The sequence below is a fragment of the Streptomyces sp. NPDC026092 genome (assembly GCF_040638605.1).
GTDB lineage: Bacteria > Actinomycetota > Actinomycetes > Streptomycetales > Streptomycetaceae > Streptomyces.
In genome coordinates, this window is sequence record NZ_JBEZYN010000003.1 from 252,866 (window position 1) to 265,301 (window position 12,436).

The window sequence follows — 12,436 nt, forward strand, 5'->3', positions numbered from 1 at the left end:
CCTTGACGTCGAGCGGGGCCGCGCCCAAGCCAGCCAAACGGAAGCACGGGAAGAGATGTCCGCACCCAATAAGTCGTACGACCCGGTTGAGGTCGAGGCCTTGAAACCGGAAGAGATCGAGCGCATGCGGGACGAGGCGCTCGCCGCCTTCGCCGCCGCGGGTGACCTCGACGCGCTCGCGCACGCGAAGGTCGCGCACACCGGCGGCACCTCGCCGCTCGCGCTGGCCAACCGCGAGATCGGCGCGCTGCCGCCGCAGGCCAAGGCCGCGGCCGGCAAGCTCGTGGGCCAGGCCCGCGGCGCGGTCTCCAAGGCCCTCGCCACCCGCCAGGCCGAGCTCGAGGACGAGCGCGACGCCCGCGTCCTGGTCGAGGAGGCGGTGGACGTCACCCTGCCGTACGACCGCGTTCCGGCTGGCGCCCGCCACCCGCTGACCACGCTCATGGAGCGGGTCGCCGACGTCTTCGTATCCATGGGGTACGAGGTCGCCGAGGGCCCCGAGGTCGAGGCGGAGTGGTTCAACTTCGACGCCCTGAACTTCGTGCCGGACCACCCGGCGCGCCAGATGCAGGACACCTTCTTCGTCCGGGGCCCCGAGGGCACCACCGGCGACGAGTCCGGTGTCGTGCTGCGGACGCACACCTCCCCGGTGCAGGCCCGCACGCTCATCGACCGGGAGCCCCCGGTCTACGTCGTCTGCCCCGGCCGGGTCTACCGGACCGACGAGCTCGACGCCACGCACACCCCGGTCTTCCACCAGATCGAGCTGCTCGCCGTCGACGAGGGCCTGACTATGGCCGACCTCAAGGGCACCCTCGACCACATGGTCCAGGCGCTCTTCGGGCCCGACATGAAGACCCGGCTCCGCCCGAACTTCTTCCCGTTCACCGAGCCGTCCGCCGAGATGGACATGCTCTGCTACGTCTGTCGCGGCGAGTCCGTCGGCAACCCCGACCGCCCCTGCCGCACCTGCGGCAGCGAGGGCTGGATCGAGCTGGGCGGCTGCGGCATGGTCAACCCCAAGGTGCTCGTCGCCTGCGGTGTCGACCCGGAGAAGTACAGCGGATTCGCCTTCGGGTTCGGCATCGAGCGGATGCTGATGTTCCGCCACAACGTCGATGACATGCGAGACATGGTCGAGGGTGACGTCAGGTTCACCCGGCCGTTCGGGATGGAGATCTGATGCGGGTCCCGCTTTCTTGGCTGCGGGAGTACGTCGACCTGCCGGCGACGGAGACCGGACGCGACGTCCAGGCCAAGCTCATTTCGGCAGGACTCGAGGTCGAGACCGTCGAGCAGCTCGGCGCCGGCCTGACCGGCCCGCTGGTGGTCGGCCAGGTCCGCACCATCGAGGAGCTGACGGAGTTCAAGAAGCCCATCCGCTTCTGCACCGTCGACGTCGGCCAGGCCAACGGCACCGGCGAGCCCCAGGAGATCATCTGTGGCGCCCGGAACTTCGCCGAGGGCGACAAGGTCGTCGTGGCCCTGCCCGGCGCCGTGCTCCCCGGTGACTTCCGGATCGCCGAGCGCAAGACGTACGGCCGGGTCTCCCGCGGCATGATCTGCTCGGGCGACGAGCTCGGCATGGGCGACGACGGCACGCATGGCATCATCGTGCTGCCGCCGGAGCTCGAGATCGGCATCGACGCGACCAAGCTCCTGGAGCTGTACGACGAGGTCCTCGACATCGCCGTCACGCCCGACCGCGGCTACTGCCTCTCGATGCGCGGTGTCGCCCGCGAGACCGCCATCGCGTACGGCCTGCCGCTGCGCGACCCGGCGCTGCTCGACGTGCCCGCGCCGAACTCGTACGGTCACCCCGTCCAGGTCATCGACCCGATCGGCTGCGACCGCTTCACCGCGCGCACCGTCGTCGGGGTCGCGCCCGAGGCGCGCACCCCGATCTGGATGCGCCGCCGCCTGCAGAAGGCGGGCATGCGCCCGATCTCGCTCGCCGTGGACATCACCAACTACGTGATGCTGGAGCTCGGTCAGCCGCTGCACGCCTACGACCGCACCCGGCTCGACGGCCCCATCGGCGTCCGCCGCGCCGCCGCCGGAGAGACGATCACCACGCTCGACGGTGCCAAGCGCGTCCTCGACTCCGGGGACCTGCTGATCACCGACAACACCGGCCCGATCGGTCTGGCCGGTGTGATGGGCGGCGCCCACACCGAGATCGCCGACCCGGTGACCGACCCCGAGACGGGCATCGTCACGGGCACGACCGAGATCGTCATCGAGGCCGCGCACTTCGACGCGATCTCGATCGCGCGTACGGCCCGCCGGCACAAGCTGGCCTCCGAGGCGTCCCGGCGCTTCGAGCGGGGCGTCGACCCGCAGGCCGCCTCCGCCGCCGCGCAGCGCTGCGTCGACCTGCTCGTGCTGCTCGCGGGCGGCACGGCAGAGGCCGGCGTCACCGAGATCGTCGCGCCGTCCGCGCCCCGTACGGTCACCATGCCGGCGAACCACCCGGACAAGGTCGCGGGCGTCGCCTACGGCCGCGAGACCGTCGTCCGCCGCCTCCAGGAGATCGGCTGCGACGTCTACGGGCAGGACGAGCTGATCGTCACCGTCCCGTCGTGGCGCCCCGACCTGTGGGTGCCGAACGACCTCGCCGAGGAGGTCATCCGGCTCGAGGGGTACGAGAACCTGCCCTCGACGCTGCCCAAGCCGCCCGCCGGGCGTGGCCTCACCGAGAGCCAGCGCATCCACCGCCGGGTCGGCCGCGCGCTGGCCGGCGCCGGTTACGTCGAGGCGCTGAACTACCCGTTCATCGGCGCGCAGGTCTTCGACCAGCTCGGCCTGGACGCGGACGACGCCCGTCGCCGCGTGGTCACGCTCGTCAACCCGCTCTCCGACGAGGAGCCCGCGCTCCGTACGACGCTGCTGCCGGGCCTGCTCGGCGCGCTGCGCCGCAACAACGGGCGCGGCAGCCACGACCTGGCGCTCTTCGAGACCGGTCTGGTCTTCCGGCCGGGCGACCGGCCGGGGGTCGCCGTCCGGCTGCCCGTCGACCGCCGTCCCACCGACGAGGAGATCGGAGGCGTCAACGCCGCGCTTCCGGCTCAGCCGCGCCGCGTCGCCGTCGTCCTCGCGGGCGCCCGCGAGCAGGCCGGCTGGTGGGGCAAGGGCTACCCGGCCGACTGGGCCGACGCGATCCAGGCGGCGCGTACGGTGGCCGCGGAGGCGGGTGTCGAGCTGATCATCAGCTCCGACCAGCACGCCCCGTGGCACCCGGGCCGCTGCGCCGCGTTCCACGTGGTCGTCGACGGCGAGAAGGTCCTCGTCGGCCACGGCGGCGAGCTGCACCCGCGCGTCGTCAAGGCGCTCGGCCTGCCCGACCGCACCTGCGCGATGGAGCTGGACCTGGACCTGGTGGAGCGGGCGAACGAGGGCCCCCTGAAGGCCCCGAGCATCTCCTCCTTCCCGGTCGCCACCCAGGACGTCGCCCTGGTCGTCGACGCGTCGGTCCCGACCGAGACGGTCGAGGCCGCGCTCCGCGACGGCGCCGGTGAACTCCTCGAGGCCATCCGGCTGTTCGACGTGTACACCGGCGACCAGATCGGCGCGGGCAAGAAGTCCCTGGCGTACGCCCTGAAGTTCCGCGCCACGGACCGCACCCTCACGGTCGAAGAGGCCACCGCCGCCCGCGACGCGGCCGTCGCCCTGGCGACGGACCGCACGGGCGCCGTACTGCGCGGCGCCTGAGCGGAACGCTCCCCGGAGGGGCCGGCCCGGTGAACCCGGGCCGGCCCCTCCGGCGTTGCGGGCGGCCTGCCTCTCCGGCGTTGCAGGCGGACCCCGCGCTCGCCCTTCGGTCGATCCTCCGTGCGAAGAGGCCGTGTCCGTGCGGGTGGCGGACGGGTGGCGTGGGGCGGCGCGGTGGGGGTGGTCACTCCTTCGGGTGAGATGTCCGGGCGGTGTTCCCTGGTGCCCTGTGAGGTCGGGAGAATCGACGCGGCCACAGGGGCGGGCCTGTGTGCCGCAGAGCCTTCGGGCGCTGCAGGGCCTCAGGAAGGGCCGTGCATGATCCGTACCAGGACGTCGCTCTCCGATGGTTCCCGGCTGCGCAGGCTGGGACCTCTCGCCCTTCCCACCCTCTGGGGTGCCGTGGCCGTGACATGGAAACTCGGCTGTCCACTGGCGCAGCAACCGGGGCTTCCCATGCGGATCGCGACCAGCGTGGTCTTCTTCAGCGTCGGCACCGGACTGATCCTCGGCATCCGCCGGGGCCTCTCGCGCGAACTGGAGCGGGTGCGGGCCATCGCCCACGCCACCCAACGCGTTCTGCTACGACCGCCGCCGCCCCGGCTCGACGGCCTCTCCGTCGCCGCCGGCCAGCTCTCCGCCTCCCGGGGCGCGTCCGTCGGCGGGGACCTCTACGAGGCGGTGGCCACGCCCTACGGCGTGCGGGTCGTCATCGGAGACGTCCGGGGCCACGGGCTCGCCGCCCTCGGCGCGGTGGTCGCGGTCCTCGGCAGCTTCCGCGAGGCCGCCCACGACGAGCCCGAACTCGGCGGGGTCCTGCGGCGGCTCGACCGGGCGCTCACCCGCCATCTGCGCGAGCGGGCGCGGGAGGAGCACCCGGCGGCCTGCGCCGGACGTGAGCCGGAACATCCGGCGGCCGAGGAGTTCGTCACCTTACTGCTCCTGGAGATCGGCAAGGACGGGGAGGTGTACGCGCTCAACTGCGGGCACCCCGGCCCGTACCGGATCGGCCGCCGCGTCGAGCCCGTCCCCGTCGGCGACCCGCTGCCCCCGCTCGGCACGTTCCCGCTGCCGGCCGACCTCACCCCGTACCCCTGCGGCCGGCTCCTGCCGGGCGAGGCGCTCTTCCTGCACACCGACGGCGCGGAGGACGCGCGGGACGGGGCCGGGCGCTTCTTCGGCCTCGAAGCGGTCCTGACCGAGGCCGCCCGTGACACGCCCCTCTCCCCGGCGGCGCTGGTCCACCGTGTGCACGCCGCGCTGCTGCGGCACACCAGGGGCCGACTCGCCGACGACGTCGCCCTGTTGGTCGTCCGCAACGACCGCATGCGGGTTCCGGCGCAGCCCGCCGAACCCGGGCTGCGCCGTACCCGACCTGAACCCTCCCCTCACTGTTGAGCGGACAGGGTCGGTCGTGTCCGGAAAGGACACTCCCTCGGCCGGCGCCGCCCGGCCGCCTGGGAGTGTCGGGCAGGTCGGCGGGCGGGCGGCGCGGTGCGGGCCGCCGCACTGTACGAGGGGGAGCCCGGCGGCCCGGGTCGCCTTGCGGCGAGGCGCTCAGTCAACCGGCCCCGAGCGGACGGCGGCAGAGTGCACGGACCGGAAGAACGGGCACTTCATTCACACCCCGTGCGAAACCGCCCACCACTACGCTGGGCGGACCGAGTCGTCGGAGCGGCCCATGCACCCCAACACCCTGCTCGACGCCCTGCTGGACGAGGCGGGCGTCTCGCACGCCGGCCTGGCCGCCCATGTGAACCGGGCCGGCCGCGACCGCGGCCTGGCCCTGCGGTACGAACACACGGCGGTGGCCCGCTGGCTGAAGGGCCAGCGGCCGCGCGGCCAGGTGCCCGACCTGATCTGCGAGGTGCTCGCGGCGAGGCTGCACCGGGCGGTCACCCTCGACGACATCGGCCTGGGCGTCTCCGGCGGCGCCGCCGCCGTCGCCCACGGCTCGCCGCTCTCCGCGTTCGTCGAGCGGGCCACCGCCCTGTGGCGCTCCGACGAGCAGCAGCGGCCGCACATACTCGGCGTGCAGGCGGTCACCGGCACTCCCGCCGTGATGCCGGTCTGGGAGTGGGAGAACCCGCCGGAGGACTCCGACGTGTCCCGCGACGGCCGGACCCGGGTCTCGACCGCCGACATCACCATGCTCGGCGCCGCCCGGGCGCACTACGAGCAGATGTACCGCAAGACCGGCGGAGTGGCGACCCGGCAGCGGATCGTCGGCTTCCTCAACGCCGAGACGGCGCCGCTGCTGCGCGGCGCGTACGGCGACAGCCTGGGCCGGCAGCTGCACCGCGCCACCGGCGCTCTGGTGGCCGTGGCCGGCATCTGCGCGTACGACTCCGACGCCCTCGGCCTCGCCCAGCGCTACTTCCACCAGGCGCTGCGGCTCGCGAAGGCGAGCGGGGACCGGGGCCTCGGCGCGTACGTCGTCGCGCTGCTCGTCAACCAGTCGCTGTTCATGGGGGAGTACCGGCAGGCGGTCGCATTCGCCGAGGCGGCCCTGCGGTCGGCGGGGGAGCGGATCACCCCGGCCCTCGCCGCCGACCTCTCCGCGATGCAGGCGAAGGCGTACGCCCATCTCGGCGACGGGGCCGCCGCGTTGGCCGGCATCCGGCGCGCGGAGGCGGAGGCGGAGCGGATCCGGCCCGGGCACGAGCCCGCCGAGACCGGCTATGTCCAGCCGGGCCTGGTCAACGTGCAGGTCGCCGAGGCCCTGCTCAGTCTGGGTGATCTCCCGGCGGCCCGGGAGCACGCGCGGGCGGCGGTGGAGACCCCGGCGCACGACCGGGGCCGCGTGCACCGCCTCGCGATGCTCTGCCAGATCGAGCTGCGGCAGGGGGAGGCCGACGCGGCCGCGCGGACGGCGGTGGAGATGACCGAGCGGGCGCGGGGGATGGAGTCGCAGCGGCTGCGCGACCGGCTGCGGCTGGTCCGCGAGCATCTGCTGGCGAGCGACTGCCGGGACGCGCGGCAGGCGGCCGAACTCATCGACGGGGCGCTACGCGTTCCCCTGTGAGCCAAGGACTGCTGCCATATTGCCACCGACCAATCGGAAGGTGGCAGAAACGTGCAGTGGACGAAACTGAGCGAACAACCTGTCTATGAGAACCGCTGGTTCCGGGTGAACCTCGCGGACGTCGAGCTCCCTGACGGCCGCCACCTCGCCCACTATCTGATCCGGCTCCGCCCGGTCGCCGTCGCGACCGCCGTCAACGAGGCCAACGAAGTCCTCATGCTCTGGCGGCACCGCTTCATCACCGACAGCTGGGGCTGGGAGCTGGCCGCCGGTGTCGTCGAGGACGACGAGGACCTCGAAACGGCCGCCGCCCGCGAGATGGAGGAGGAGACCGGCTGGCGCCCGGGGCCCCTGCGCCATCTCCTCACCGTCGAGCCCTCCAACGGCCTCACCGACGCCCGGCACCATCTCTACTGGGCCGAGGAAGCCACGTACATCGGCCCGCCCGAGGACGACTTCGAGTCCTCGCGGCGCGAGTGGATACCGCTCAAACTGATCCCGGACATGATCTCCCGGGGTGAGATCCCGGCCGCCAACATGGCCGCCGGGCTGCTCATGCTCCATCACCTGCGGCTCGGCTGAGAGCCCGGGAAAGCCGAACGGCCCGTACCTGTGCGGGTGTACGGGCCGAACGGTGGTCGGTGGTGCTCAGGAGGCCGGTGGGGCTCAGGAGTACGGGTAGAAGCCCGAGCCGGTCTTGCGGCCGAGCCGGCCCGCGTCGACCATGCGCTGGAGCAGCGGGGGAGCGGCGTACAGCGGCTCCTTGTACTCGGTGTACATCGAGTCGGCGATGGAGACGATCGTGTCCAGACCGATCAGGTCGGCGAGCTTCAGCGGACCCATCGGGTGGGCGCAGCCGAACTCCATGCCGTTGTCGATGTCCTCGCGGCTCGCGATGCCCGACTCGAACATCCGGATCGCGGAGAGCAGGTACGGGACGAGCAGCGCGTTGACCACGAAGCCGGACCGGTCCTGCGCGCGGATCGCGTGCTTCCCGAGCACCTTCTCGGCGAAGAGCTGGGCGCGGCTGATCGTGCCCTCGGAGGTGGTGAGGGCCGGGATGAGTTCCACCAGCTTCTGCACCGGCGCCGGGTTGAAGAAGTGGATGCCGATGACCTGGTCGGGGCGGGAGGTGGCCACCGCCAGCTTGACCAGCGGGATGGAGGAGGTGTTCGAGGCCAGGATCGCGTCGGCCCGGGTCATCACCTGGTCGAGGACCTTGAAGATCTCGGTCTTGACCTGCTCGTTCTCCACCACGGCCTCGATCACGAGGTCACGGTCGGCGAACTCGCCCAGGTCGGTGGTGAAGCTGAGGCGCGCCAGCGTGGCGTCGCGCTCCTCCTCGCTGATCTTGCCGCGTTCGGCGGCCTTCGCGAGCGAGTTGTAGAGCCGCGTACGGCCGATCTCCAGCGCCTCGCCGGTGGTCTCGGCGACCTTCACCTCAAGACCGCTGCGGGCACACACCTCCGCGATGCCCGCGCCCATCTGGCCGCAGCCCACCACTCCGACGCGCTCAATGTCGGCCATGGAGTCCGTCACCTCGTGCCTTTCGCTTTTCTCTGGCGGCGGGCCCCGTGTGATTCCGGTGCGTCCGCCTCGACCCCACGACGTTACCGCTCATTAACCGATGATCGATCGTCCGGGTCGGGCATGCTCTGCCTGTAGGTGTGACGTATCCGACACAAGACGGACGGCAAGGTCGACATATGGGTCTGATCGGGAGAAGGGGATTCGTGGCGGGCACGGCCCTCGCGATGCTCGCCACGACGGGCGCGAGCGCGCGGGAGGGCGGGAGCGCGGGAGCGGATCCGGATCCGGGTACCGAGCCGGCGGAGCCGAAGCGGCGGGCGGCGAACGCCTTCCGCGGCATGTGGATCGCGACCGTCTTCAACCGCGACTGGCCCTCCCTCCCAGGCCTCTCGGCCCAGGCGCAGCGGCCCGAACTCCTCGCCCACCTCGACCGGGCCGTCGCCCGCCGGCTGAACGCCGTCGTCCTCCAGGTCCGGCCGACCGCCGACGCCCTGTGGCCCTCGCCGCACGAGCCGTGGGCGGAGTGCCTGACCGGGGTCCAGGGGCGTGACCCGGGCTGGGACCCGCTCGGGACGGCCGTCGAGGAGGCCCACGCGCGCGGCCTGGAGCTGCACGCCTGGTTCAACCCGTACCGTGTGGCGAACCACACGGACCCGAGCCGGCTCTCGGCGGACCATCCGGCCCGACGTCACCCGGAGTGGATCGTTCCTTACGGCGGGAAGCTGCACTACAACCCGGGGCTGCCCGAGGTGCGCGGCTTCGTCCAGGACGCGATGCTCGACGTCCTGGGCCGCTACGAGATCGACGCCGTCCACTGGGACGACTACTTCTATCCGTACCCGGTGGCCGGGGAGGCCTTCGGCGACGACGAGGCCTTCGCGCGGTACGGCGGGGGCTTCGCGAACCGGGCTGCCTGGCGGCGGAACAACGTCGACCTGCTCGTCTCCGAGGCCTCCGCCCGCATCAAGCAGCTCGCCCCCCAGGTCGCCTTCGGCATCAGCCCCTTCGGGATCTGGCGCCATGCCACCAGTGACCCCCTGGGCTCGAACACCGAGTTGGGCGTGGAGAGCTACGGCGATCTGCACGCGGACACCAGGAAGTGGATCAAGGAGGGCTGGATCGACTACGTCGTCCCGCAGCTGTACTGGCACATCGGCAACGCCAACGCCGACTACGCCAAGCTCGTGCCCTGGTGGGAGGCGGTGGTGCGGGACACCGGCGTCCGGCTCTTCATCGGCGAGGCGCTCTACAAGGCCGGCGACCCCGCCCAGCCCGCCGCCTGGCAGGACAAGAGGGAACTCTCCCGCCATCTGACCCTCGCCGCGCGGTACCCGGGGGTCGGCGGGCACTGCTTCTTCGCGGCGACGGAGGTCGGCAAGGACCGGATCGGGGCGATGGCGGCCGTGGTGGCCGATCACTACCCGACCTCGGTCCGGTCCAACTGAAGACTGCTCGTTACGACTTCCGGATACGGCTTCTGGTCACGACTTCTCGTGGTGGCGTACGACGGTGTCGGGGCCCGGAGCCATCAGGGCCTCGTGGCCGTCGTCGTCGAACTTGACGCGGTACGGGGGATTGCCGTTCTCGCCGAGCACCTGAAGGACCTCGGCCGTACGGTCGTGCTGACCGACGGTCCGGCCGTGCACCAGCAGTTTGTCGCCCACGCTCGCTTCCATCGGGGTGACCTCCTCGCGGCCGTGCTTGTCCTCGATCCGAGTCTATGTCCGCCATTGTGACCCGCGTCACCCCCGGGCGCGCGTCCAGTCCGCGGCCCGTCAGCTTTTCGCGCGCTGGGTCACCGCGATGCAGACGAGGACGGCGCAGGCCGCGAGGGGTGCGGCGGGCGAGAGGGACTCGCCGAGCAGGGTCACCGACCAGACCAGGGTCAGCAGCGGCTGGGCGAGCTGGAGCTGGCTGGCCCTGGGGATGCCGATGGCCGCCATGCCCCGGTACCAGACGTACAGGCCGAAGAAGGTGGAGCCGGCCGCGACCCAGGCCAGGCCGACGACACCGTGGGTGTTCAGGTGGACGGGTTCGAGGGAGAGGGCGACGGCCGCGCCGACGACCATGAACGGCAGGCAGAGGACCAGGGCCCAGCCGACCACCTGCCAGCCCGGCATGAGCCCCGCGAGCCGCCCGCCCTCGGTGTAGCCGGCCGCGCAGACGAGGAGCGCGCCGAACAGGTACAGGTCGCCCGTCGAGAGGGCTCCGCCGCTCTGCTGGAGCGTGAAGGCGAGGATGACCACGGCGCCGGCGACGGCCGCGACCCAGAACCGGCGGGAGGGGCGGCGGCCGGTGCGGATCGCGGCGAAGGCCGCCGTGGTGAGCGGCAGCAGGCCCACCACGACGGCGGCGTGCGAGGTGGTCGAGGTTTGCAGGGCGAGGGTCGTCAGGAGCGGGAAGCCGACCACGACCCCGCCCGCGACGACGGCGAGGCCCGCCCAGTGCCGGCGCTCGGGCAGGGGGACCTTCATCGCCAGCAGGAAGGCGCCCGCGATGAGCGCGGCGAGCGTCGAGCGCACGGCGACCAGGGACCAGGGGCCGAAGCTCTCCAGGCCCCAGGCGGTCGACGGGAAGGTGAGCGAGAAGGAGACCACGCCCAGGCCGGCGAGGAGCGTGCCGCGGGTCCGCGGGGAGGGCGCCGCAGGGGCGGTCCCGGTGGAGCCGACCGCTATCGTCGAAGTCGTAGTAGCGCTATCCTGTGCTGTCATGCACGAGCGTAGCAGCGTCGGTGAACTGGCCACATCCCTGAGAGCGGAGCTGAACCGCTACTCACCCGGCGGGAAGCTGCCCTCCAGTCGCGCCCTCGTCGAGCGGTACCGCGTCTCCCCGGTGACGGTCACCCGCGCCCTCGCCCAGCTCGCCGCCGAGGGCCTCGTCGTCACCCGGCCGGGAGCCGGGGCGTACCGCGCGGAGCCGCGCGAGCGGACGGCCGTGGCCGGCGACACCTCCTGGCAGGAGGTCACGCTGAGCGCCGACGCCGCGACCGAGCTGGTCCCGCGCAGCGTCGACGCGTCCGGAGTCCTCGCGACCCTGTCGGCGCCGCCCGCCGGGGTCGTCGAGTTCAACGGCGGCTATCTGCACCCCTCGCTCCAGCCGGAGCGTGCCATGGCCGCCGCCCTCGCCCGCGCGGGCCGCCGCCCCGGCGCCTGGGGGCGGCCGCCCACCGACGGGCTGCCCGAACTCCGCGCGTGGTTCGCCCGCGAGATCGGCGGCACGGTCACCGCCGCCGACGTGATCGTCACCGCCGGCGGACAGCCCGCGATCGCCACCGCCCTGCGCGCCCTCGCCCCGCCCGGCACCCCCGTCCTCGTCGAGTCGCCCACCTACCCGGGCATGCTCGCCGTCGCCCGCGCGGCCGGCCTGCGCCCCGTACCCGTACCGGCCGACCCCGACGGGGTCCGCCCCGAGCTGCTCGAAGCCGCCTTCCGGGCCACCGGCGCCCGGGTCTTCGTCTGCCAGCCGCTCTTCCAGAACCCGACCGGCGCCGTCCTCGACGCCGAGCGGCGGCGCGCCGTCGTCCGGATCGCGCGGGCCGCCGGGGCCTTCGTCGTCGAGGACGACTTCGCCCGCCTGCTCGTCCACGAGGACGCCGGACCGCTCCCCGTCCCCCTGGCCGCCGAGGACCCCGACGGCGTCGTCGTCCACATCCGCTCACTGACCAAGCCGACCTCGCCCAGCCTGCGCGTCGGCGCCCTCGCCGCGCGCGGCCCCGTCCTGGAACGGCTCCGCGCCATCCAGGTCGTCGACAGCTTCTTTGTCCCGCGCCCCCTCCAGGAGGCCGCCCTGGAACTCGTGGGCTCGCCCGCCTGGGGACGCCATCTGCGCTCCGTCTCCCGCGAGTTGAGGGAGCTCAGGGCCGCCATGGCCGGCGCCCTCGCCCGGCACCTGCCCGAACTGGCCCTGCCGCACATCCCGGTCGGCGGCTACCAGCTCTGGCTCCGGCTCCCCGACACCCTGCCCGAGGCCGCGCTCGTCGCGGGCGCGCTGCGGGCCGGGGTCGCCGTCGCCGCCGGCCGCCCGTACTTCAGCGCCGAACCGCCCGCCGGGCACGTCCGCCTCAGCTTCGCGGGCGTGGCCGGGCCCGCCGAGATCGCCGAGGGGGTGCGCCGACTGCGGACGGCCGTCGACGAGCTCACCGACTGACACCGCCGACGGGGGTTCCAGGGG

General features: G+C 73.0%; 10 protein-coding genes. 7 read left to right on the forward strand and 3 right to left on the reverse strand.

The window, feature by feature from the left end; translation table 11 throughout:
* Positions 1–55: 55 nt before the first annotated feature.
* The 5 genes from pheS (at position 56) to AB0F56_RS06145 (ending at position 7,318) form a co-directional block, all read left to right on the forward strand.
* Positions 56–1,183, forward strand: coding sequence for a phenylalanine--tRNA ligase subunit alpha (pheS, locus tag AB0F56_RS06125; protein WP_362004569.1), 1,128 nt, complete (start codon positions 56–58; stop codon positions 1,181–1,183).
* Complete coding sequence (pheT, locus tag AB0F56_RS06130; RefSeq protein ID WP_362004572.1) at positions 1,183–3,711, forward strand: phenylalanine--tRNA ligase subunit beta; 2,529 nt, start codon at positions 1,183–1,185, stop codon at positions 3,709–3,711. Before pheS ends, pheT begins: the two co-directional genes overlap by 1 nt.
* A 318-nt stretch (positions 3,712–4,029) precedes the next feature.
* Positions 4,030–5,109 (forward strand): PP2C family protein-serine/threonine phosphatase, encoded by a 1,080-nt coding sequence (locus tag AB0F56_RS06135; RefSeq protein WP_362004575.1) that lies wholly within the window; start codon positions 4,030–4,032, stop codon positions 5,107–5,109.
* 283 nt (positions 5,110–5,392) lie between these two features.
* Positions 5,393–6,736, forward strand: a complete 1,344-nt coding sequence (locus AB0F56_RS06140) for a transcriptional regulator (protein WP_362004577.1) — start codon at positions 5,393–5,395, stop codon at positions 6,734–6,736.
* Between the two features lie 51 nt (positions 6,737–6,787).
* Complete coding sequence (locus tag AB0F56_RS06145) at positions 6,788–7,318, forward strand: NUDIX hydrolase (RefSeq protein ID WP_362004580.1); 531 nt, start codon at positions 6,788–6,790, stop codon at positions 7,316–7,318.
* An 84-nt stretch (positions 7,319–7,402) separates the two neighbouring features.
* Here the strand turns inward: AB0F56_RS06145 and AB0F56_RS06150 are convergent, their stop codons facing one another.
* Positions 7,403–8,263 carry a 3-hydroxybutyryl-CoA dehydrogenase gene (locus AB0F56_RS06150; RefSeq protein ID WP_362004583.1) on the reverse strand — a complete coding sequence of 287 codons (861 nt, stop codon included), beginning with the start codon at positions 8,261–8,263 and terminating at the stop codon, positions 7,403–7,405.
* 179 nt (positions 8,264–8,442) lie between these two features.
* Between AB0F56_RS06150 and AB0F56_RS06155 the strand changes: the two genes are divergently transcribed.
* On the forward strand, positions 8,443–9,711 hold the full coding sequence (locus AB0F56_RS06155; RefSeq protein ID WP_362004587.1) for a family 10 glycosylhydrolase: 1,269 nt from the start codon (positions 8,443–8,445) through the stop codon (positions 9,709–9,711).
* A 36-nt stretch (positions 9,712–9,747) separates the two neighbouring features.
* Here AB0F56_RS06155 and AB0F56_RS06160 read toward each other — a convergent pair whose 3' ends face one another.
* Both AB0F56_RS06160 and AB0F56_RS06165 read right to left on the reverse strand, forming a co-directional pair.
* Positions 9,748–9,942, reverse strand: a complete 195-nt coding sequence (locus AB0F56_RS06160) for a DUF1918 domain-containing protein (protein WP_362004589.1) — start codon at positions 9,940–9,942, stop codon at positions 9,748–9,750.
* A 99-nt stretch (positions 9,943–10,041) separates the two neighbouring features.
* Positions 10,042–10,977, reverse strand: a complete 936-nt coding sequence (locus tag AB0F56_RS06165; RefSeq protein WP_362004591.1) for a DMT family transporter — start codon at positions 10,975–10,977, stop codon at positions 10,042–10,044.
* On the opposite strand from AB0F56_RS06165, the gene AB0F56_RS06170 reads away from it, so the two are divergent.
* On the forward strand, positions 10,976–12,412 hold the full coding sequence (locus AB0F56_RS06170; protein WP_362004594.1) for a PLP-dependent aminotransferase family protein: 1,437 nt from the start codon (positions 10,976–10,978) through the stop codon (positions 12,410–12,412). The two genes, AB0F56_RS06165 and AB0F56_RS06170, sit on opposite strands and share 2 nt — an antisense overlap.
* Positions 12,413–12,436: the final 24 nt, after the last annotated feature.